This window comes from Lactiplantibacillus sp. ME-2 (assembly GCF_022549155.1).
GTDB classification, from domain to species: domain Bacteria; phylum Bacillota; class Bacilli; order Lactobacillales; family Lactobacillaceae; genus Lactiplantibacillus; species Lactiplantibacillus plantarum.
Genome location: NZ_JAKZEQ010000001.1, coordinates 60,157 through 81,763 on the forward strand (window position 1 = coordinate 60,157; position 21,607 = coordinate 81,763).

Sequence of the window (21,607 nt, forward strand, 5' to 3'; positions counted from 1 at the left end):
CACATACTAAAAGTAAGTAAAGCCTTTTGCTTTATTTTGTTGCTCGGATCAGCGCTTGCTTGAGATCCGCTGCTAAATCGGCACTATTTTCGATCCCAACGGATAGCCGCAATAAGTTAGCGGTGATCCCCTTTGATTGTCGTTGCTCTTCCGTTAAATCTGCGTGTGTCTGAACTGCCGGAACTGTTAACAGGCTCTCGACACCGCCAAGACTTTCCGCAAACGAGATTACGTTCAATGCTCGTAAAAAGGTATCGACGTCGGTACCCGTAGCGAGATAAAAACTAATCATTCCACCACGTCCTGGATATAAGACACGTTCAACGTGTTCATCTGCCTCAAGGACCGTAACGAGTTCCTGCGCATTAGCCTCCTGCTGATGCAAACGTAATGGCAAAGTCTTCAAGCTCCGTAAGAGCAGCCAAGCGTCGAACGGGTCAAGGACCGCACCAGTCGTCACCAGATTAAATTCAAGCGCATCAGCATCCGCCTGCGACTTGACTACCACTGCACCGGCTAAAACATCATTATGACCGGCTAAATACTTAGTTGCGGAATGAACGACGATGTCTGCGCCTAGATCCAGTGGCTTTTGAATCAACGGTGTATAGAAAGTATTATCAACGATTAACTTGAGGTCATGGGCGTGTGCGGTAGCCGCTGTGGCCGTAATATCTATGACCTTCATGGTTGGATTCGATGGCGTTTCCAACCACAGGGCAACGGTTTGATCGTCTGCCAGTGCTGCCAATGTCGCTTGATCCTGCCCATCCCAGACAGCAAAATCCAAATGATAATGGTCGTGTAAGAGGTCAAAGAAGCGGTACGAACCCCCGTATAAGTCATCAGACACAATAATTTTGTCACCACTATTGAAAAGCGTGAAAACGAGCTGGATTGCCGCCATGCCAGAAGTCAGCGCATACGCAGCGATGCCGTGTTCCATCTCTGCCAGCACTCGTTCCAAAATACAGCGGGTCGGTTGGGCCTCGCGCGGGTAGTCAAATCCTGTAGATTGTCCTAAACCAGCATGTCGATATGCTGTCGACAAGTAGATGGGCGCCGAAATTGCCCCGGTCTTCTCATCATCACTCCGATTACCAGCTTGTGCTAACCGCGTTTCAATGTGTAATTTCTCAGCTTGTTTTGTCATAATCTCAATCCCATCCAATCTAGTTATGGTCGGGCAGTCTACAGAGACGCCAGTGTAAAAATGACTACAAAAAAAGCCGCCATCTTCAAGGGACGCCGGTCGCGTGTTACCACCCAAGTTCAATTACGGGTCACCCCGTTAAACTCATCAAGTCATTATTGACTCACTGGAGTATCGGCCAGTCCCGCCAGTACAGCCTTGCGACCGCAACTGGGCATTCCGAGTTCATCTTCATCAGGCGCTACCTTACCGCTTTACACTCCCCACGGCTCCCTGTCAAAGGTATAACCTGACTACTCTTCTCATCAACATGTTATTTAATGATGTTTTCATCTTACTCTCATAATAATAGGAGCGCAAGCCCCAATCTTATTTCAGCACAATAAAAAATGGTGCCAGCATTATCCTGACCACCATTTTTACAGAAACGCATTCGACACTGCCTAGCTATCCCAATAATTTCAAGACAATCACAAAATATCCTAAAATCAAAATACTCAACCCCAGCGTCTTCAAGAGGGCTAACCACTGGCCCCCTGCAGTTCGACCTTTAGGGCCCAGACAAATCGCAACGCCGCCACAAATCACGGCCAAGGTTCCTAGCTCACGGCCCCAGTTTGCATTCAATAAGTAAATGAACGGTCCCACTAAGCCGCTGACAATCGCGACGATCCCCAGTATTTTCAGAATCAAGCGGCCCAGTCGCTTATCCTGTTCGTCATAAATTTCATGTTTCTCTTTTGCCATCAAACCAGCCACCAATCTTTATGAACTACTTTCAGTATGCTGTATTTGGTCACAATGAGCAAGAAGGCGGTTACAATATCCTGGTCAAATTACTGAGGCATCACTAGGCTAGCTTGTCATACCTTACCTTGGGCCCTGCCGGCACTTACCCGTGATAACAGCTGAATCAAGCTACCAAATTGACCATGATGATACTAAAAATTAGGTGTTCAAAATTGACACCCGCTGAACACCCAATTGGCAATAACTATTTTTCAATTGTAACCTGCTAAACGACGCCATTATGGCTGTGTTGCAACAACTTGCCATACGTTCCCCTTAGCCAACTGCTGTTGTTCCAATTGACCTTGGGCGTTAATCCGAAAACGACCCGCTAAGTGTGCGACATCGGCGTTGGTATTTTCATAAACTTCCACGTAAACTAAACCACCGCTTTGATACTGATTAAACACAAAGTTTTGCTTATTGGCGGTTGTTTGTTGATAGTCCTTAGCCACTTGTTGCCAAGCCCAATCATTAATCTGACTAGCTGTTAACTGCTGTGGATTGGTCGTCTGCTGGCCGCTAGTTGATGATGAGGTCGCGGATGCAGACTGCCCGGTAGTTGTTTGACTAGTTGCAGTGGTATTTGAATGTCCCTGCGAGCTAGCTGCAGTAGCTGTCTTACTACCCTGACTAGTCGTTGCACTAGCTTCGGATTGTGACTCATTAGCTGAAGTTGTGGAAACTGACGATGCTTTAGTTGACGACGATTTAGCAGCTGTCGATTGCTTCGTCGACTTTGCTGAAGATGACGCGTCTTTTTTAGCCTTAGTCTTTGACACAACTGATTGTGTTTCACTAACCCGCGACTGACTAGACTGATGGTCGGCTTCTAAGTAATAACCGCCTCCCAGCGCAATGATCCCAGCAATCACGGCTGAACTAACTAACATTTTTTTCAAGATAATCAACTCCCCAAAGATTAATTGTCTGATGCTAACTACAGCATACGCTATGTTGTCTCACTTTACCAACGTTTACCTGTTCTGGATCGAAATTTAACTTTAAATTATATTTGGCTCAGTTGGTCCATTTTTGGGCACCTAAGATTCATTGTGCCATCCTTTTCTTGACTACGTATCTCCTCAACAACAACCGTGGCATCAGCAGAAATGAATTTTGTTAACTTGAAAGCTGTTTCCACAACCTTATTTCTTTAAAGTTCATTTTGCCATCATACTGCCCCTTATAAGTATATCGTAAATGACACCCGACTACGGCCCAAAGCGGGCTAACAATGTAACCGTTTCATAATTTGTCATCAAATTGTTACTTATGTGAGGCCCCCTTCGCATGCTATAGTAATCAACCGATACAAAAAAACTAGGAGTGTGTGAATAGAATGCCACGTAATTTAAAAGAAGAAGTTGTCTTTACCGCCATTATGGCCGGTTTAATGGTCTTTGTGATGACCGCCTATAACGTTACCCTTGCTCAAGGTTTCAGCAACGGGTTAGTAATGGCAATCCTTAGTGGCTACCCACTCGGTTTATTCGTTGCCATCATTTTAGACTTATTGGTCGTGGGACCAATTGCCAAACGATTAGCTTTCAAATATATCATTAATGATTACATGCGCAAACGGGTTGTCTTGATTGGGATTACCATCTCCGTCTTGATGGTTCTTGGCATGGTAACTTGCATGTCCCTCTTCGGGATTGCAGTGGAAGGTGAATTGTCCGGAAGTCACGTTTTAGCGACTTACGGTCACACTTGGATCTTTAACTTGATTGTTGCATTACCACTCCAACTCATCATCGTCGGCCCAATCGCCCGCGGTGTGCTTGGAAAAATGCAACGGGCAACTGCTAACACCGAGTCAGCAGCTGCAATGAACGAAGAGGACTAATCTTTCAGTCCATTGACGGACGGTCGCCGGGATAATCTTATCCTGATGGCCGTCCGTTTTATTTTACGACTATCCAGTCGACCACCGCTTTTGCCGAATAGTCCACCCTATGAAAGTCTTATGCGTGATCTGTACGCAAAAAAAAAGCGTGTCAGCCATCCGAAAATGGTTAACACGCGTTCATCGCGGCACTGGTAAAACCAGCGGGAGTGACACTCCACAATGTCAGTGACCCAGACACTCTGAAATACGTCAGAGAAACGTGCCCCGCTATCAATATTAGTCACTAGCCGCTCGCGCGGAACCGTTATTGCTAACGATCTGACTCTATCGACTCATCGCATGGACTACCGTATCATCTTCATTGATAAAATGCAAGTCGCACCGCCACAAAATTCGTGGCTCCTACTCACCACAGTTGGGCCGCAGTACTTAACTTTTCGCAACCAAAAAAATTGAGTATCCCGTTCGATTTAATGAACGACACACTCAATTCCATTGGTATTTTGATTTTGGCTTGGCTCCAATATCAATTCTTACCTTACCATAGTCATGTAAAGATTTAGTAATTAACTCGTAAAGATTACGTTTAAGCTTCCGCCGCCGTGATCTGGTCTAAGCGATCAGTCTGAGCCGTCAGCCAATCGGTTAATAACTTTTCAGCGTTGGCTTGATCAGCGAGCACGTCGGCAACGCTTCCCAGCTCATCAATTCGCAATCCTGACGGTAACGCATCGGATTCTGCAATCATGTAAACGTTGATTGGCAGCGTATCCTCTGCCGCCGTAACCTTTCCAATTTCGGTCAGATTAGCCAGTGGCAAATTAATAACACTCGTCTCCAACCGAAAGCTGATAGCTGGCTCATGCTTAGCCGTCAGCGTCACTTGGGCAAGCTGGTCGGCATTGAGTGCCGCTACCAGCTTCGCCAGCCAAGGCTTAACCTTGGTCGCTAGTTTGGCATAGGTACCAGTCAAGCTATCCTGCGTAACCTTGTCAGCCGTAACATCATCAATAAAAGCTTGTACGTTTCGTTGCATAAAACATTATCCCTCATTCATTATTCAATTTCGTTAATTTGCACGTCGCCAGCGAGTCAGTAACACCAACGTATAAAAGTTGATCCCCAATCCAATCACACCCATAACTTCTAACGCCAGTTTAATTTCCATGCCAGCCGTACTCTGATAGCCCGACATTAAGGCGCTGACAAGTCCTAAGCTATATATCAGTACAACTAACCCTAGGACGTAAAAACCCAGCATACGATTAATATACACTGCTAGAACGCCTAGAAAATATAAGACTAGGGCAATCAGCAACCCCTGCCACATTTCCGCTACCGAAATATTTTTTGCCTGCAGGTGAAAATGGCTAGTCGACATCATCCAATTGACGATACCGTAACAAAAAAAGGACACAAACGCAAATGCAACTAAGCGAGTCAGTTTCAACAAATCACTCCTATTATTGGGCAATTAAGTCAATAACGGCTGACCGTTCAATTCCCGTGAAGTACTGATTTAAATCAATATCTGCCAGCGCTTTAGCGATGGCCTCATGGTCGTACCGCACACCTTTAAGGGCGGCTTCAATATCTTGAACGTTGCCACTACCAAAGAAATCACCATAAAATTTAATGTTATTGATCAAGCCGTCATCAACCGAGATCCGCGCATCAATGGTTCCCATATCAAAGTGTTGACGCCGCTTAACCGAGAATTCCGGTGATTTACCGTAAACCCAATCCCAATTAGCATAATAGTCTTCGTAAATTTTATCAATAGCTTTTTGTTGTTCAGGTGTCACGTGATATTCCTTATCCGCAATCTGATCCAACGAATCAACATGGAACAACTCTTTTAACAGGGCATCCTGAAATTCTGGCACCGTGATATTCTGATATTCTGGCGCTAAATAAGGCCGTAAATTCGTGACCCGACTCCGAACGGACTTAATACCTTTGGAAGCAATCTTGTCGGTCGGGACTGTTAGCGCCTGTGGGACAACGTTTAAATCAACATTCAACATCAAAGTGCCATGGGAGAACGTCTTGCCATTCCGTGAATACATGGCGTTACCGGAGAATTTCTTACCATCAACGAGCAAATCATTGCGACCACTGACCGTCGCTGTCGTCGCCCCCATATCGTGAAGCGCATCAATGATTGGCTTGGTAAATGTCTTAAAGTCGCCAAACTCTTGACTGTCACTATCCACCACAAAGCTGAAGCAGAGGTTACCAAGATCTTGATACACAGCCCCACCACCAGAGAGACGCCGCGTTACGGTAATGTGATGTTCCCGGACATAGTCGGCATTAATTTCTTCAAGGGTGTTCTGGTTCCGACCAACAATGATGCACGGTTCTTCATAGTAGAACAAAACTAATGGTTCATCGAAATCCACGTTATTCATTAAATATTGTTCGGTTGCCAAGTTACGGCCAATCTCATGATCTTTCATTGCGACATAATACATGTTTTAAAATCTCCTTCAGCTTTAGGTTACTTTAATCATACAGCAAGATGAAAAAAGGACCCACAATGTGAGCCCATTTTTTGGAAGAATCATACAAAAAGTTTGGCGTGGCATTCTTCACACCACAAGATGACTGATTCACTATCCACATCCGTGAACGTTTGATTGGCGGCAATCCGTTCTCCGTGGACATAACCGTGCCATCAATAGATGGAGGTTGGGCCAGTCAGTTATCCGAAATTAGCGGAAACGCTGCTATACTGCACTAGCTATCACTTGACGGGTTTGTTACAACAACTGGGTAACAGTTTGATACTGACCTGTGACTCTTCCGATAAATCCAATATAGCATACAATGTAAGCGATTGCAAACCGAGTAAAAAAACAACCTAGTCAGCCGAAGCCAACTAGGTTGCCGAAACATTAATAGCGGTCGTAATCGCTATTCCATTTCAATATCCTTAGTATAAAGCCATTTGGACGCCGGAACAACTAATATGCCTAGCCTTCAAGCTTAGCAACATAGTGCGTTGCACCGGAGCGACTCAGATATCGGAGCCACGTGTAACCCTCAGCTTGAACCGTCCCATTGTAATAAACCGTTTCACCTGGGTTATATTCACCGACAACGCTTGCGCGCGTACTTGGCGCCGTACGAATATTAGTCGTCGTTACGAAGCGGAACGCCCCTTGACTGTTTGTTACCGGCTTAGACGTCGTATTTCCGGTAGCGGCATTACCACTAATCGCTACGTAATGTTGGGCGCCCGAATAAGACAAATACCGTAACCAAGTCTGGCCGTTAGCCGTTACCTTAGCGTTGTAGTAGACTGTATCACCAGCACTATAGGTACCGACACTTGGGGCATTTCCAGCCGGTGTATTCTTAATCGCCGTTGTTTGCGTAAAGCGATAACTACCACTTTGAGGCGTTACTTGCGGTTTATCAACATTGGTCGACGTACTCTCACCACTAATTTGCACATAATGCTGGGCACCTGAGTAAGACATGTAACGTAACCAAGTCTGACCATTTGTCGTCACCTTACCATTGTAATAGACCGTATCGCCAGCATTATAAGACCCAACCGTTGTCGCACTAGTTGCAGGTGAACTCTTGATTGCTGTCGTTTTCGTGAAACGATACGACCCACTGGTTGCAACCACGTCCGGTTTAGCCACAGCACCAACCTCATCACCACTCATAGCCACGTAATGCTGAGCGCCTGAATAGGATAAATACCGTAACCAAGTTGTCCCACCCGTGGTAATCTTGCCATTATAGTAAACCGTCTCACCAGCATTATAAGTGCCGACCACTTGAGCCGTTTTGCTTGCAGCTGATCGAATGTTGGTCTTTGCGGTAAACTTATATGACCCACTAGCTGGCGTAACTGTCGCCTGGTTATTATTATCATTAGTTGTTGTTTGACTAATCATCACATACCGTGATACGCCAGAATAGGACTGATAGCGTAACCAAGTTGCATTACCGACCGTTAACTTACCATTGTAATTGACTGTTTCACCAGCGTTGTAAGTACCCACTACGGCACTCGTGGCGTCCGGCGCATTGTGAATTGTCGTTGTCTTAGTAAACTTATGTGTACCACTGGTTGGGGTGACGTCTTGATCAGGCTGAACTTGGTTATTATCATTTCCGCCACTTGCCTGACCACTGAGCGCTTCTTGATCCCACTCGTGTAGCTTGTTATATTCAATGATGCTGATCAGCGAACTCGCGTACGTTGGCGCGGTTGCGTAGCCGTCTTGTTGCAAGAGACTGGCAACGCGCCGATAATCGGTAACCCCAATTAAATTGCTGTAACGCGGATTGACAACCAAAAAGGCGCCATGATCTTCAACACTAGCTGACCAATTCGGGTACTTCCGAAAAGCGTCTTGAATCGTAATGTATTGTGAGCCATTCCATTCCTGGGTTGGGAAGTAGATTGATTGCCCATGATAACTTCCCTTGATACCGAATAAGTTGTTTCCCTGAGTTGCAAGTTGTGATTGTCCCCAACCACTTTCCAGAATTGCCTGTGCGGCCGTGACTGATGGCAAGACTTGATACTTGTTCCAACCAGAGATTGCCCCCGCTTTAATCTGACTCAGGAAGATTTCCTGACTAGTCATTGCCCGCGTGGACCGTGCCATCATCGCTGATGACTGGACCGCATCAGCCGCCACAGCCGTCTCAATCTTTGGTGAGATTTTCGCGGCTACCGCCTGCTCAGTCGCTTGCTTAGGTGCGGCTGACGATGCGGCTGATTTGGCTACTTCACTCGTCACAGTCGCGCTGGATTGGTCCGTAGTGACATGACTATCCTGACTTGCGGCCGCGCTGGCTTTAGCCGTCTCATTAGTCGTACTGTGACTGGCTTGGCTCGTGGCTGCACTAGCTTTGGCCGTTTTATCAAGTTGATCAACAGCACTAGTTGTGGAGTCCGCCGTAGCACTAGCAGCCGCGTTATCCTTGGCAGCTTCACTGGCGGAGGACTGGCTTTGCGGTCCTGTACTGTCAGCTTTAGCGGCTTGACTGGCTGCCCGCACTGTGACACGACTTGTCGCACTGGTAGTAGCCGTCGTCGTGCTGGTCGATTCAGCTTGATCGTCAGTCTTGGCACCGTCACTGGCAACTGATTGGTCAGTCGCACCGGCCGCTGTCGTTTCCGTCTGACTGCCAGCACTTAAGGTCACTTGTTGGCTTGCAGCTGAAGCAGCGCTGTTTCCCTTAGTCGCAGCTGCCGGTTTTTGATTTGCACTTGCCGTATCAGCTTTACCACTCAACATCGGCAACAAAGCGGTACTTAGCAATAATGAAGTTACTACTTTTTTTGTCATTCCAATTTTCAATTTTAAAATCCCCAAACTTTCCGTGAGTTAGCTGTTAGCACAACCGATTTAATTCCCCTGTAGCACCTGCTATTACAGAATAATATTAGCATGTCGAAGAGGGACATTCAAACGAGATCGCTTCGAATTATTTTATTAATATCAATTGATTGACACCGCTATCATTTTAACTGATTGATCAGTTAACAATTTGTTATCGTTGACCGAATTGACAATCGCTGCAAGACGTTATGACCAGGGGCTTTTCCAAAATCAACTCGCTTCTCAATTACTGTATTTAAATTAAATGTGACTGATTGATCGATTAACGACCTTGAAGAATATTATTTTTCAAGGACTAGTACCGACTGAAAAAAATTAGTCATTTTTCAGTCCATTAAAATAATTATCCTTACAAACTCAAGTTATCAAATAAATCAATCGATTTTAAATGCTTACATTGCTGAAAATTAATGCTAAAATATAGTTATTAACTAGCCATATCAAACGGGGGTAACCATTATGTTACAACAATATCAAAATATCCTGGTACCAGTTGATGGCTCCAAGGCTACCGACGAAGTTCTTCGGCGGGGCATCGAAGTCGCTAAGCGTAACAAGACCCATCTCGACATTTTAAACGTGTTGGAAGTCAACCAATTTAGTGACACGTACGGCGGTGCGGTCAGTGGTGATGTCATCTACAAGTTGTCGGAAGACGTTCAAAAGCGCTTGGAAGAACTCAAGCAACAAACGATTGACGCTGGGGTGACCGACGTTGATGTCCATGTTCGTTTTGGTAATCCCAAAACGGTTATCGCGCGTGAATTTCCTGCAGACCACCATAATGAATTAATTATGATTGGCTCAACCGGCTTATCCGCCGTTGAACGTTTGATGGTCGGCTCCGTAACCACCTACGTCAGTCGCAACGCAATTTGTGACGTTTTGATCGTTAAGCCGGCCGCTAAAAAAGAAGACTAACAAAAAAGTCTGGATACGTTCCAGACTTTTTTAGTGGTTTCCGTGCGTTGCCCGTCTTCTTCCCCGTTATAAAGGAGCTTTATTCATGACCTGGACTTATCAACTCACTATCCCGTCTAGTTTGAATCAACAGTCGATTCGGGCTTGCCTTCGGACTTGGCTGATTCCAAAGCGGATTCAGGGCCAGTTACGCCAAACGCGGCGGATTCAGCTGAACGGTGCACCAACGTCGATTGCACAACTCGTCAATACTGGTGATTGCCTGACGCTGACGTTTATCCCCAGTGACTTTCGGACTCCGACCTCGAACTATATTGCGGCTGCCACGGCCCCAGCCACGATTTTATATCAAAACAGCGATCTGTTAGTCGTTGATAAACCCGCTGGCGTGAAATCGCATCCTAATCAACCAGGTGAAACCGGATCAATTTTAAATGACCTAGCAGCCACACTCCAACCAACTCAGCAGGTGCCATACATGGTTCACCGGCTCGACCAGATGACTTCTGGTGCGATGCTAGTCGCATTGAACCCGGTCGTCGTCCCGATTCTAGACCGCTTAATCAGTGACAAGCAAATTCGCCGGACTTATTATGCCTGGGTACGTGGTCACTTTGCCACGCCAACTGGGCATTTCACCGCGCCAATCGGTCATGATGCTACCGACAAACGCAAACGCTGGGTCAACACGGCCGATGCCCAGCCAGCACTCACCGACTACGAAGTATGTGCAACAACCGCCCATCAGAGTTTAGTTAAACTGACCCTGCATACTGGCCGTACCCATCAGCTACGGGTCCACTTGGCCGCCAGTGACCACCCGATTATCGGTGATCCACTTTACGACTCGCAAACGGAGTCGGCGCCTCGGCTGATGTTACATGCCCAATTGTTGGATCTACAACTTCCATTTAGCACCACACGGGTGACGGTACCGGCCCCATTGCCAAGTTTATTTGAGAAGCCGCGTTTAATCGAGAACTACTGATTGCTTGAATCTGTTTCAAGCATAGCGAAACCTCTAAAATTAGTGCTAAGACGCTTAATGGATTAAGGAGGATTCCCATGTTAACCGAGATAGGCAAAATCATTCGGCAACGCCGACAGCAACACGGCATCACCATCGAGCAATTGGCCGAACAATCCAATGTTTCAATCTCTCTAATTTCTCGACTCGAACGTGGTAAGGTCGATAACATTAAACTACAAAGTTTGACCGCAATCGCTGAAACTCTGAATTTAAAAATAGCGGACTTCTTTCGCGACGAGCTTCTCCAATCACCTAATGTTGTTGCATTACTCGACTACCTGAGTGATCTGCCAGCCCATCAACGTGAAGAACTTGCCGGTACGTTACTCAAACTACTCCGACTATCCAAATCGTGAGCATTTGCGCAACGCACTCCGGACAGTTAGTTCACCATTGAACCCCGTGATTCATCTACACTAAAAAATGATTCACCTTCCTCTGACAAGAAGGCGAATCATTTTTAATTTATCAAGCTTGTTAACGGTCGGCTAAGCGCCCTTAAAGCCAGCATACAGTTCTTAATGGTGCGTTGTCACTAGTAACCCACTCATCACTGCCAATATGATACCCACCGCCATGGCTTTGAGTGGTTCACGAACGATGGGGGTGGCGGTCAAAGCCTCGACCATCGCCCCACCTAAATACGTTACAACGAGCCCCAATACGGCGCCCCAAAAGATTGTGACTAGTAAACTAGCCAGCCACGTTGTCTTCAATAGCAAGCTCCTCCAATGCGGTCAGGCACGGCTGACCTTTTGATTGAGTGTATCAAAGTTGTCACGCGTTTGCAAATTTATTAATAGAATTCATAACTTTTATATAATAGTTCTATCCAAAGAAAATCCCCACCATCAATGACAAAAAAGCTCAGCACCGACCATTCAGGTCCTAAGTACTGAGCGATTATCATGACCGCTATGACAGGCTAATGTCCCCCACTACTCAAATCCGCAGGCCAATTTGATTCGACGACCGTTTGCGGAACATATTGGCGATTCAATAGTGCCAGCCACTGCCGGACAATCTTGCTCAAGGTAAAGTCATGACTGCGTTGCCGAGCGCGCGCGGCATATTCAGCGCGACAGTCAAAATCAGTTAACAGTGGCATTAAGCCAGTAATCAGAGCATTAACATCGCGGGCCGGAGTCAACACACCGTACTGGCCACCCTGCAAGTACTCGGCTGAGCCAGTATTCCACATTGAGACGATCGGTAACCCCATCGTCATCGCTTCCCCCATAACTAATGGCATCCCTTCCCAACGCGAAGTCATCATGAAGACACTCGCCTGTTGATAATGCGCCCGTAACTCAGTATCTTTCAGCGCACCCCGATAAATAATGCGGTCACGAACATCGAGTTCAGCCATCAACCGATTGAACGTCGCTAATTGGTCTTCGGGACCAGTCCCCGCGACTGCAATTTGCCAATCAGCAGGCAAGGCTCGCGCAACTGTCAACAAATAATCGAGCCCCTTATGTTGCAGGTCAATACGACCAGTGTAGGCAATGATATGTTGCGCCAAGTCGGCCTGCTGACCATGAGCTTGCATGGTCGGTGGATTATAGAACTTGACCGTATGGGCGTTAAAACGTGAGTAGCCTTCCCAATCATAATCGGTCAATGTCACGACCGTATCAGCCGCTAAGAGCCCTGCGACCAGTTCATCTTGCATTTGGACGTAATACTGATTGAGGTAGATATCAACATTATTGTGCATCCACGCAATGACATTGACCCGTGGAAAACGCTGTTTGATTGCCGGAGCAAAACTCGTCAGTAAACCTCCCGGGAGAATAACGGCATCGTAAGCTCCCGACCCAATCGTCGTGAGTAAATCATCTATTTGAGGCGCATAAACGGTCAACGGATCAGCGCCAAAGTAATTAAGTACCGTCGCACTTGCAGGCCGGCGCGCCGTGATAAGCGGTGCGCTCAGTTCATAGAAAGACCGGGGTTGGGCCAAGGAGTAAAAGGCAACTTCGGCTTGCGAGGTCAACGCATTGCCGAGGACCGTCGCCGCTCGTTTGACACCATCCATCACTAAATTCTCGACTGTTATCAAAATTTTCATTAGCATCGTTGACTGGCGATTAAACAACCAGTCGCTCCTTTCCACATAAACTCGGTTCATGGAACCGGAATCGACGATGTTAGGCTGAGCTGATTGCGTCAGACCCGTTCATCCTTAACTAATCACCATCACTAGTATCAGCTTAGGTAGCGTTATTATAACAGGAATAATTAAAAACCAATTAAAATATGCTCACAATTCACATTATGCTAGTCATTGCAAGTTGCTTCTTGATTAAACGTCAGTTAGCTAGGTTCTGATTAAGACGTCATAGGCTACATTCCAGCACCAATCAGCACTTGTTGACATACCACTAGTATTGCTTGATATACACGCAATCTGAAATAAGTCGCCCATGCTGAGTTGACAGTATCCAATCGACACAATTAATAGCGCACAAAAATAGCGTTGCTACTGGAGGCACAGGCCAGTAGCAACGCTATTTTCAAATTAAGATTTTAACTGCTTATTTTAAACCCTTCCATTGCCAATCATTAACTTCTGGCAAGTCAGTTCCGGCATCCCGGATATAGGCATTGTGTTTAGCAAGCATATTATCCATGGATTGAACGAAGGCCGCACCAGTGTTTTCCATTGCTGGTTGCGCCGCAATTGCCGACTTAGCTAAGTCGAAGCGGTCCATCTGGTTCATGACCCGTACGTCGAATGGTGTGGTAATATCACCATTTTCACGGTAACCGTGGACGTATAAGTTATGGTTGTGACGATCAAAGAAGATGTCACGAACTAAGTCTTCGTAACCGTGGAAAGCAAAGACCACTGGTTTGTCCTTAGTAAAGTAATGGTCAAACTCAGCATCTGACAAGCCCCGCGGATCCTTTTCAGGACTACGTAACTTCAAGATGTCGACCACGTTCACGAAACGAATCTTCATCTCTGGGAAACTGTCGTGTAGTAATTGGATGGCAGCCAACGTTTCAAGCGTTGGTTCCGTCCCAGCAGCTGCAAAGACAATGTCTGGTTCGCTATCTTGGTCCGTACTTGCCCAATCAATGATACCAAGACCATTGTCAACTAATTGCTTAGCTTCTTCAATGCTGAACCATTGTTGACGTGGGTGTTTTGACGTAACCACGTAGTTGATCTTTTCTTGGCTCCGGAAAATGACGTCACCGACAGCTAATAACGTGTTGGCATCGGCTGGTAAATATTCGCGAATGTATTCTGGTTTCTTTTCGGCCAAATGAGTTAATGCACCTGGATCTTGGTGGGTATAACCATTATGGTCTTGTTGGAATACAGTTGAAGCCGCGATAATGTTAAGTGATGGGTACTTTTTACGCCAATCAAGTTCATTGGCTTTACGTAACCACTTGAAGTGTTGCGTCAACATTGAGTCCACAACGCGTAGGAAGGCTTCATAACTGGCAAATAACCCATGACGTCCAGTTAAGACGTAACCTTCTAACCAACCTTCAGCTTGGTGTTCAGATAACTGAGCATCTAAGACCCGGCCAGCTGGTGCTTCATATTGGTCACTATCTGGATGAATGTCTTCCATCCATTGACGATTAGTGGTTTCGAAGACACCATATAAGCGGTTAGACATGGTTTCATCAGGTCCGAACAACCGGAAGTTATCAGGATTCTTCTTGATGACATCCCGCAAATAGTCTGACCAAACGATCATATCTTGCTTAACATTCGCGCCTTCTTTGGACGTATCGACCGCATAATCACGGAAGTTTGGTAAGTTCAAGGCTTTCGGATCGACCCCACCATTGGTGATTGGGTTAGCAGCCATCCGACTGTCCCCAGTAGGAATAATTTCTTTAATATCATCCTTCAAAGAGCCATCTTCATTGAAGAGTTCTTTTGGTTGATATGATTCGAGCCAATCAACTAAAGCATCCGCATGTTCCATGTCATTTTGATCAACAGGAATCGGAATTTGATGAGCACGGAATGAACCTTCGATCTTATCACCGTCCCATGACTTCGGACCAGTCCAGCCCTTAGGTGCGCGGAAGACGATCATTGGCCATACTGGCAATGTCGCATCGTCATTTTCGCGAGCATGCTTCTGGATTGCCTTGATCTTTTCAACGGCTTCATCCATGGCCTTAGCTAAGGCTGGGTGAACCTTTTCAGGATCGTCACCTTCAACGAAGATTGGTTCCCAATTCATGCTTTCGAAGTATTCCTTAATCTTAGCATCAGAAGTCCGACCAAAAATCGTTGGGTTAGAAATCTTAAAACCATTTAAGTTCAAGATTGGTAAAATAGCCCCGTCGTTGATTGGGTTAATGAACTTCGTTGATTGCCATGAAGTTGCTAATGGACCCGTTTCGGATTCCCCATCACCAACAACAACCGCGGCGATCTCGTCAGGATTGTCAAGAATTGCCCCAACCCCGTGTGAAATTGAGTAACCAAGTTCGCCACCTTCATGGATTGAACCGGGTGTTTCAGGTGCCGCATGGGAAGCAACCCCACCTGGGAATGAGAATTGCTTAAAGAGCTTTTGCATCCCTTCAACATCCTGCGTAATTTCTGGATAAATATCGGTGTAAGTACCGTCAAGGTAAGAGTTTGAAACCATCACTTGACCACCATGACCTGGACCTTCAACGTAGAACATTTTCAAACCGTACTTGTTGATGACCCGGTTAAGATGGGCATAGATAAAGTTTTGACCGGCAATCGTCCCCCAGTGACCAATTGGATGAACCTTAACGTCACTGGCCTTCAATGGCCGTTGTAATAGTGGATTATCTTTTAAATAAAGTTGACCAACTGATAAGTAGTTGGCAGCACGCCAGTACTTATCAACTTTTTGCAAATATGCTGGTGATGAGTAATCTGTTGTCATTTCAAAAACACTCCTTAATTTGCTTTTCACTTGAACGCTAACTGTTTAAATGTTTTCGTTTACAAGTTCTATTTTAACAACTCATTTCAAAAAATCAACCTTTTTGTTAATTGGAACGGTCCAATTTTATAAATTAAAACAAAAAAACAAGGCTCATCCCTTGGGACACCTTGCTTTTAGATTAATATATTTTTTAATAATTTGTACGCAGAATGATTGAAGCAGCCCATCAATTAGCTTTAATATGCCCAGAATTAACACCGGCGCCCTGATTAGTTAGTGGCAACCAGTTCAGTGCTTTTAATAGATAGCGGTCCCAGAAATCCCACTCGTGCGCTCCAGAACCGACCACATATTCATGCGAAACTTTTTTGGCCGTTAGAAAATGATCAAATTCATCATTCGCTGGCTTTAAGCCGTCCTGATCGCCAATCGCCATAAAAATCGCGGGTAAAGCGACGTGAGCTGCCAGTAATTTAGTTACGAGCACTTGCGGGTTTAATTCCGAATGACCAGCAGCTGCTAGATCTGGGCCAAAAACGCCATGCTGATATGCGGCCGTTTCCGCAAACCACTGAGGTTTTGCCGGTAACTTTTCCATTCCGGGTCGCACATTCAGTCCGGCTGATAAACTCACAATGGCCCCAAAAGTATCGTGAAATTTTAGTCCGTTATACAGCGCCCCGTAACCACCCATTGATAATCCGCCAATAAAAGTTTGGTCACGCTGGTGTGATAGTGGAAACGTCCGGCGTGTAAAATCAATCAATTCCTGACCAATAAATTGACTATACGTCTCCCCAGACCAAGGATGATCAGTATAGAAACTATTCTCGCCCACTGGCATCACGACAGCCAGGTTCCGTTCGTCGGCCCAGCGCTGGATTCGTGTGCCACTAATCCAGTCGACTTCACTACCTAAGATACCGTGCAATAAGTACAGGGTGGCAAACGGACCCTGAATCGGGCGCGGCACGCCCTGCTCATCTGGGACCAATTTATCCGTTGGTAAACACACCATCAGGGGAACGGTCCGGTGTAAACTAGCCGCCATAAAATTAATACGAATCAGTGCCATGACACCTCAGACTCCTAACTATTCGTTGACACAAACGTTGTATACTTCATATATTGATAATGTAGTCGCATATTAGACACTTCAAAGGGTGTCCCATCATCTAAGAAGAAAATCCCACTCATCAGGCCCACCGGTTCATTTGGCTGCAAATGTAGCAACTCTTGATCAGTCGTATTGGACGCATCGGCCGCAATCGATAAGAATGATTTGGTCACTGCGGCGTGCAAGGTCTTTTGCACGTAATTAAAGATCGAGCCACTGACCACTTGCCGGTTCAACTGGGGCACAAGCTTGATTGGAATATAGCCACTTTCAATCATGAAAGGCTGGTCATCCAGTAATCGCAGCCGTTTGATTTCATAAACAAACTCGTCAGCAGTTAAAAATAAGTCTTGTTGCAACTCTTGACTTGCAGGAATGACGCGAAAGTCTAATAATTGAATACTGGGCTTAGCACCCTCAGTATTTAAACTGTCCGTAATTCCTAGGTTAGTTCCTTCATACTTAAACGAAGATTGATTTTTAAGATATAATGGATTAATGAACGTTCCCGAACCCCGCTTCTTGAAAATCAGGCCCTTATTGGCTAGCACGTTAAGCGCGCGCTTAATCGAGCTACGACTTACCTGATACTGTTCGCTAAGACTACGTTCATCTGGAAGCTTCTTATCAACAAATTCATTCGCCATGATCCGTTTATTGAGATCATTGATGACTTGTTGATAAACTAGGTCAGCCATTGTAATCCCTCCTTTGAGGTTATTTCATACCTCAAGTATAGCAGAATTAATGGCGTTTGGGTGAATTGTTCCGGTCCATTTATAAAATTGGACCGTATTTTTAATAAATGTGAGGTTAACAATAATGTCAAAAAAGAAGAAAAAAGATCAATTAGGTAAAACACTTGTTGAAAAGATTTTGGATAAAGCAAATATCAGCTATCAACAATATGAATTCCCAACCGAAACGGAAGGCGACGTTCAACAATTACAAGTCGACCACCTCGGTGTTGACGAACATCATATCTACAAGACCTTAGCGCTGATTGGTAACAAGACCGGTCCCGTCGTCGGCGTCTTGCCGTTAGATGAGCACCTCAGCTATAAAAAATTGGCTAAGCTATCCGGCAACAAAAAAGTTGGCATGATTCCATTAAAGGACTTGGAACGGACTACCGGATACCAACACGGCGCCAACACACCAGTTGGTATTTGGGAAACTAAGAAGTTTCCCATCTACTTAGACGAGACCGCTAAGCAGCAAGGTAAGATTCTCGTATCTTCGGGTAAAATCGGGCGTTCAATTGAAATCGACGCTGATGATCTACGCAAGCTCGTGCACGGCACTTTTGGTCCAATAACGGAGTAGCCTCGTGGATAACTTGATCAAGAATAACGGCATCGTCTTGCTGGTCATCATTGGTTTACCCGGACTATTTGCTTGGTTACTGACGATTATCAACCGACAAACCAAAGCGAATCTGGTCAACCACTACGGTATTAACAGTCAGGTCTACTGTGGTTTTCTGGGCATCATCATCCACGAGCTTAGCCATCTAATCCTCGCACTGATTTTTCGCCACGGCATCCAATCGGTCCGGCTGCTCAAACGCCCTCACCTCCATCCTGAAGATGAGTCGGCGGATGATCTGGCACTAGGCTATGTTAACCATACTTGGAATCGGCACAGCCGGTATCAAGTCATTGGTAACCTGTTCATTGGTGTCGCCCCCATCTTCGGATGCACAGCGGCACTCCTTGGACTAGACTGGCTACTCGCTCCTGGCCTATTTCAAGCCATCTTCAAATTAGCTGATACACCCGAACAACCACAATGGGCTGCAAGTTTTCACTCGTTAACCAGTACGCCAACGAGTTGGTGGCAACTATTAATGTTGCTCTTTCTAACCCTCGTCATTGTGATTGGTGGCTTCGATCTAAGTCCCGCTGACTATCAGAATAGTGCGATCGGGTTGTATAGCACCATCGTCATCATTATCGTGCTGACTACCTTACTGACGTTCATCGGTATCACCGGTTGGATCCATACGTTAGTTACTTGGGGACTAATGGTCGCCATTATCTTGGGCTACTCACTACTCGTGTCCCTACTAGTCATGTTGGTAACCCATCTTCTGACCAACCGTGCCTGATTTAGATTGCCAGCCTTAAAACCAGAATAAGAGCTAAAAAGGCCATCACAAGAATTCACGATACATTCTTGTGATGGCCTTTTTCGTTAGCCAATATAAATGGTAATTGCATCATCTGATAACATGATCTCAGCTCAAAGAACTAGTGACTCAACTAGACGTAGGGATGCCATTACGCCTTATCATCCGCCGTCCACTCAGCCTTAAATTGGTCAACAAACTCGTGCATCACCGCTGTCCGGTGGGCTGCCAGTGCTTTGGCAGTATCCGTATTCATGAGAGCTGCTAACTTGAACAACTTTTCATAGAAGTGATTGATAGCCGTGCCGGGCTGGTGTCGATATTGTTCACGCGTCATATGTTCACGTGGCGCAATTGCCGGGTCATAGATTTTTTCACCGACATGACCTGAATAATACAACGCCCGGGCGATCCCGATAGCGCCAATCGCGTCTAACCGATCCGCATCCTGAACGACTTGCCCTTCAAGACTTAATTTTTGAGGGCCGTTGAAGGATTTGCTGAATGACATGTGATCAATAATTGCAAAAATAGCCGTTTGATCGGCAGCCGTAACATTTTGCGCGTTCAATTGAGCAATCAAATCTTGATGCGCCTTCGCTGGGTCGGCCATCAATTTATCGTCGATCACATCATGCAGCCAAGCTGCCGCTAAAGTCAGATTTAAATTTGCCCCTTCGGCTTTTGCCAGCCGGCGTGCTAGCCGGTTGACCCGCTGCAAATGATCGCGACCATGCCCACTATGATCGTGAGCAAGCTTTTGCAAAGCATACGTTTGAATTGCCGTTAATTGTGTTTCAGTTATCATACACTCATCCTATCCCTGGGTCTGGTAGTACGCCCGTAGCTTCTTGATCGTTCCCCGGCTAAAGGTCAAGTGATCATGATTGTCCATACTAATCACGCCCTTATTAAAATCAACCGTAATCACATGGTCAAGGTTGAGGGCATAACTTTGAAACTCATTAAAAAAATGCATCGCTGTCAGTTGTTCCTTAATCGTATTTAAATTCTTATGTACGACATAGGACTGGGTCGTCGTCACGATTCGCGTGGTCCGCAGCCCATGTTCCTTCTCACAGTAGATGATATCTTTAAGCTTCAGCGTTAATAATAACACACCACTTCGAATCGTTAAAGTCGGTTCAGCAGATTGCTGTAACATACCTAACCGTTTTTTTACGACTTGTAGGACTCTTTGTACTTCTGGAACAAACTTTGCCTTATCGAACATATTTGTTTTTGAAATAAACCCGGTTGGTGTTGTCATCGCACTCAACGTATCCGGGATCATGTCATCACGCACCGTCACATAGACAATAAACCCATCAGGATCATAATCACGAATCTTAGAGGCCAATTGAATGCCATTGATTTCGCGTTGTAAAACGATATCTAAAAAATAAAGATTTGGTCCGCCGCCATCCTTTACCGCCGCTAACACATCGGTCGGCTGCCATACTGAGACTAACTCATAATTAAAGTGCAATGCCTCCAGCTGTGCCGTAATGATGTCGTTTAACCAGAGACGCTGTTGTTCTTGATCGTCACTGATAAACACCTTCATATCAATCACTCTTCCCAATGTAAAGCAGATTAACAAACAAACCACTGTTGATCCACTCTATCCCAATTTAAATTGCTTACAATCATTTTATATGATACTAAAGCCCCGCCATTCCAGCAACCAAAAAAACACGTATGGACCAAATAACTGACATTACTTGGTCCACCGCATTCAGCTTATTTTTCAATTTGTTGTGGCTTGGTCTGTACTTGATTAAGTCGCAATAATTCATCCGTGCGCAATTTATTAACAATCAGTTGAGCCGCTGCGGTTGTTAAACTGTGACTGAGATCCTGATCAGAAATCGTAATTGGATCATCGGGATGATGAAGTTGATTCGTTAATACCGTAATAAAATTGTCGTAAGCTCGCTTGGGATAGCCAGTCGCAGTCACTTGGTCGATTCCCTGACGAATTTTATCCAGTGGATAACTCGGTTTTAGTAAGCTAATGACAATAATATCCGCCAATTGCATAATTTGATATTTCTTCTTGACTGGTGACAAGATCACTTTATGTTTGACATAATTATTGATCATTGCGGCAGTAACTGGATCAGCACCTAATGGCTGCAACGTTTCATTAATTAATAATAGGACCTGATCCATATATAAATCAAAGTTCGGTAACTCGATCCACTTCGGCAGAATCACCTTTGCCATGCGGGCTTGCCAATCTGCATAAGTCTCATTAGCTGCCATGCTGCGTCCTCCTCTGATAAATAGGTTACATTAATTATACCTAGATTAACTAGTCTTG

The 21,607-nt window shown here is 45.5% G+C and carries 21 protein-coding genes; 6 read left to right on the forward strand and 15 right to left on the reverse strand.

All coding sequences use genetic code 11. The features are described from left to right. Window positions 1–31 precede the first annotated feature (31 nt). The 3 genes from MMY95_RS00295 to MMY95_RS00305 form a co-directional block, all read right to left on the reverse strand. Complete coding sequence (locus MMY95_RS00295; protein ID WP_013355804.1) at window positions 32–1,153, reverse strand: PLP-dependent transferase; 1,122 nt, start codon at window positions 1,151–1,153, stop codon at window positions 32–34. A 447-nt stretch (window positions 1,154–1,600) separates the two neighbouring features. Further along, window positions 1,601–1,900, reverse strand: coding sequence for a hypothetical protein (locus MMY95_RS00300; protein WP_003642655.1), 300 nt, complete (start codon window positions 1,898–1,900; stop codon window positions 1,601–1,603). Between the two features lie 281 nt (window positions 1,901–2,181). Further along, window positions 2,182–2,844: a hypothetical protein gene (locus tag MMY95_RS00305; protein ID WP_021356250.1), complete on the reverse strand. Its 663-nt coding sequence runs from the start codon at window positions 2,842–2,844 to the stop codon at window positions 2,182–2,184. A 440-nt stretch (window positions 2,845–3,284) separates the two neighbouring features. On the opposite strand from MMY95_RS00305, the gene MMY95_RS00310 reads away from it, so the two are divergent. Beyond that, window positions 3,285–3,791, forward strand: a complete 507-nt coding sequence (locus MMY95_RS00310) for a DUF2798 domain-containing protein (RefSeq protein ID WP_003642653.1) — start codon at window positions 3,285–3,287, stop codon at window positions 3,789–3,791. Between the two features lie 589 nt (window positions 3,792–4,380). On the opposite strand, the gene MMY95_RS00315 is transcribed toward MMY95_RS00310, so the two are convergent. From MMY95_RS00315 to MMY95_RS00330, 4 genes are all read right to left on the reverse strand, one after another. After that, a complete protein-coding gene (locus MMY95_RS00315) occupies window positions 4,381–4,830 on the reverse strand; it encodes a hypothetical protein (RefSeq protein ID WP_003642652.1) in 450 nt (149 codons plus the stop codon). Between the two features lie 33 nt (window positions 4,831–4,863). Continuing rightward, window positions 4,864–5,244 (reverse strand): hypothetical protein, encoded by a 381-nt coding sequence (locus MMY95_RS00320; RefSeq protein WP_003642651.1) that lies wholly within the window; start codon window positions 5,242–5,244, stop codon window positions 4,864–4,866. Window positions 5,245–5,257: 13 nt separating this feature from the next. Then, window positions 5,258–6,271, reverse strand: coding sequence for a lipoate--protein ligase (locus MMY95_RS00325; RefSeq protein ID WP_003642650.1), 1,014 nt, complete (start codon window positions 6,269–6,271; stop codon window positions 5,258–5,260). 501 nt (window positions 6,272–6,772) lie between these two features. After that, window positions 6,773–9,130, reverse strand: a complete 2,358-nt coding sequence (locus MMY95_RS00330) for an SH3 domain-containing protein (RefSeq protein WP_053267691.1) — start codon at window positions 9,128–9,130, stop codon at window positions 6,773–6,775. A 501-nt stretch (window positions 9,131–9,631) separates the two neighbouring features. Between MMY95_RS00330 and MMY95_RS00335 the strand changes: the two genes are divergently transcribed. From MMY95_RS00335 to MMY95_RS00345, 3 genes are all read left to right on the forward strand, one after another. After that, window positions 9,632–10,093 (forward strand): universal stress protein, encoded by a 462-nt coding sequence (locus MMY95_RS00335; protein ID WP_003645906.1) that lies wholly within the window; start codon window positions 9,632–9,634, stop codon window positions 10,091–10,093. Window positions 10,094–10,178: 85 nt separating this feature from the next. Beyond that, window positions 10,179–11,081, forward strand: a complete 903-nt coding sequence (locus MMY95_RS00340; RefSeq protein ID WP_087509168.1) for an RluA family pseudouridine synthase — start codon at window positions 10,179–10,181, stop codon at window positions 11,079–11,081. A gap of 77 nt (window positions 11,082–11,158) precedes the next feature. Next, window positions 11,159–11,479: a helix-turn-helix transcriptional regulator gene (locus MMY95_RS00345; RefSeq protein ID WP_003642643.1), complete on the forward strand. Its 321-nt coding sequence runs from the start codon at window positions 11,159–11,161 to the stop codon at window positions 11,477–11,479. 162 nt (window positions 11,480–11,641) lie between these two features. Here the strand turns inward: MMY95_RS00345 and MMY95_RS00350 are convergent, their stop codons facing one another. The 5 genes from MMY95_RS00350 to MMY95_RS00370 all read right to left on the reverse strand — a co-directional run bounded on the left by MMY95_RS00350 (window position 11,642) and on the right by MMY95_RS00370 (window position 17,848). Then, window positions 11,642–11,839, reverse strand: coding sequence for a DUF2929 family protein (locus MMY95_RS00350; protein ID WP_003645904.1), 198 nt, complete (start codon window positions 11,837–11,839; stop codon window positions 11,642–11,644). Between the two features lie 209 nt (window positions 11,840–12,048). Then, a complete protein-coding gene (locus MMY95_RS00355) occupies window positions 12,049–13,197 on the reverse strand; it encodes a glycosyltransferase (RefSeq protein ID WP_045351700.1) in 1,149 nt (382 codons plus the stop codon). Between the two features lie 466 nt (window positions 13,198–13,663). Then, window positions 13,664–16,030 carry a phosphoketolase family protein gene (locus MMY95_RS00360; protein ID WP_087509561.1) on the reverse strand — a complete coding sequence of 789 codons (2,367 nt, stop codon included), beginning with the start codon at window positions 16,028–16,030 and terminating at the stop codon, window positions 13,664–13,666. A gap of 229 nt (window positions 16,031–16,259) precedes the next feature. Further along, entirely contained in the window at window positions 16,260–17,108 is an 849-nt protein-coding gene (locus MMY95_RS00365; protein ID WP_053267052.1) for an alpha/beta hydrolase-fold protein, read from the reverse strand. Window positions 17,109–17,122: 14 nt separating this feature from the next. Next, window positions 17,123–17,848, reverse strand: a complete 726-nt coding sequence (locus MMY95_RS00370; RefSeq protein WP_003642638.1) for a GntR family transcriptional regulator — start codon at window positions 17,846–17,848, stop codon at window positions 17,123–17,125. A gap of 124 nt (window positions 17,849–17,972) precedes the next feature. On the opposite strand from MMY95_RS00370, the gene ybaK reads away from it, so the two are divergent. Both ybaK and MMY95_RS00380 read left to right on the forward strand, forming a co-directional pair. Continuing rightward, on the forward strand, window positions 17,973–18,476 hold the full coding sequence (gene ybaK / locus MMY95_RS00375) for a Cys-tRNA(Pro) deacylase (RefSeq protein ID WP_003642637.1): 504 nt from the start codon (window positions 17,973–17,975) through the stop codon (window positions 18,474–18,476). A 4-nt stretch (window positions 18,477–18,480) separates the two neighbouring features. Then, window positions 18,481–19,260, forward strand: coding sequence for a hypothetical protein (locus MMY95_RS00380; RefSeq protein ID WP_015380710.1), 780 nt, complete (start codon window positions 18,481–18,483; stop codon window positions 19,258–19,260). Window positions 19,261–19,432: 172 nt separating this feature from the next. Here the strand turns inward: MMY95_RS00380 and MMY95_RS00385 are convergent, their stop codons facing one another. The 3 genes from MMY95_RS00385 to MMY95_RS00395 form a co-directional block, all read right to left on the reverse strand. Further along, a complete protein-coding gene (locus MMY95_RS00385; RefSeq protein WP_013355812.1) occupies window positions 19,433–20,089 on the reverse strand; it encodes an HD domain-containing protein in 657 nt (218 codons plus the stop codon). A gap of 9 nt (window positions 20,090–20,098) precedes the next feature. After that, complete coding sequence (locus tag MMY95_RS00390; protein WP_202861122.1) at window positions 20,099–20,848, reverse strand: LytTR family DNA-binding domain-containing protein; 750 nt, start codon at window positions 20,846–20,848, stop codon at window positions 20,099–20,101. Between the two features lie 176 nt (window positions 20,849–21,024). Further along, a complete protein-coding gene (locus MMY95_RS00395) occupies window positions 21,025–21,549 on the reverse strand; it encodes a DUF1836 domain-containing protein (protein WP_003642633.1) in 525 nt (174 codons plus the stop codon). Window positions 21,550–21,607: the final 58 nt, after the last annotated feature.

What these genes read in the sequence shown, in the direction of transcription:
- MMY95_RS00295 (WP_013355804.1), bottom strand. Translation starts at nt 1,153, where the DNA reads ATGACAAAACAAGCTGAGAAATTACACATTGAAACGCGGTTAGCACAA.
- MMY95_RS00300 (WP_003642655.1), bottom strand. Translation starts at nt 1,900, where the DNA reads ATGGCAAAAGAGAAACATGAAATTTATGACGAACAGGATAAGCGACTG.
- MMY95_RS00310 (WP_003642653.1), top strand. Translation starts at nt 3,285, where the DNA reads ATGCCACGTAATTTAAAAGAAGAAGTTGTCTTTACCGCCATTATGGCC.
- MMY95_RS00315 (WP_003642652.1), bottom strand. Translation starts at nt 4,830, where the DNA reads ATGCAACGAAACGTACAAGCTTTTATTGATGATGTTACGGCTGACAAG.
- MMY95_RS00325 (WP_003642650.1), bottom strand. Translation starts at nt 6,271, where the DNA reads ATGTATTATGTCGCAATGAAAGATCATGAGATTGGCCGTAACTTGGCA.
- MMY95_RS00335 (WP_003645906.1), top strand. Translation starts at nt 9,632, where the DNA reads ATGTTACAACAATATCAAAATATCCTGGTACCAGTTGATGGCTCCAAG.
- MMY95_RS00340 (WP_087509168.1), top strand. Translation starts at nt 10,179, where the DNA reads ATGACCTGGACTTATCAACTCACTATCCCGTCTAGTTTGAATCAACAG.
- MMY95_RS00345 (WP_003642643.1), top strand. Translation starts at nt 11,159, where the DNA reads ATGTTAACCGAGATAGGCAAAATCATTCGGCAACGCCGACAGCAACAC.
- MMY95_RS00355 (WP_045351700.1), bottom strand. Translation starts at nt 13,197, where the DNA reads ATGAAAATTTTGATAACAGTCGAGAATTTAGTGATGGATGGTGTCAAA.
- MMY95_RS00360 (WP_087509561.1), bottom strand. Translation starts at nt 16,030, where the DNA reads ATGACAACAGATTACTCATCACCAGCATATTTGCAAAAAGTTGATAAG.
- MMY95_RS00365 (WP_053267052.1), bottom strand. Translation starts at nt 17,108, where the DNA reads ATGGCACTGATTCGTATTAATTTTATGGCGGCTAGTTTACACCGGACC.
- MMY95_RS00370 (WP_003642638.1), bottom strand. Translation starts at nt 17,848, where the DNA reads ATGGCTGACCTAGTTTATCAACAAGTCATCAATGATCTCAATAAACGG.
- ybaK (WP_003642637.1), top strand. Translation starts at nt 17,973, where the DNA reads ATGTCAAAAAAGAAGAAAAAAGATCAATTAGGTAAAACACTTGTTGAA.
- MMY95_RS00385 (WP_013355812.1), bottom strand. Translation starts at nt 20,089, where the DNA reads ATGATAACTGAAACACAATTAACGGCAATTCAAACGTATGCTTTGCAA.
- MMY95_RS00390 (WP_202861122.1), bottom strand. Translation starts at nt 20,848, where the DNA reads ATGAAGGTGTTTATCAGTGACGATCAAGAACAACAGCGTCTCTGGTTA.
- MMY95_RS00395 (WP_003642633.1), bottom strand. Translation starts at nt 21,549, where the DNA reads ATGGCAGCTAATGAGACTTATGCAGATTGGCAAGCCCGCATGGCAAAG.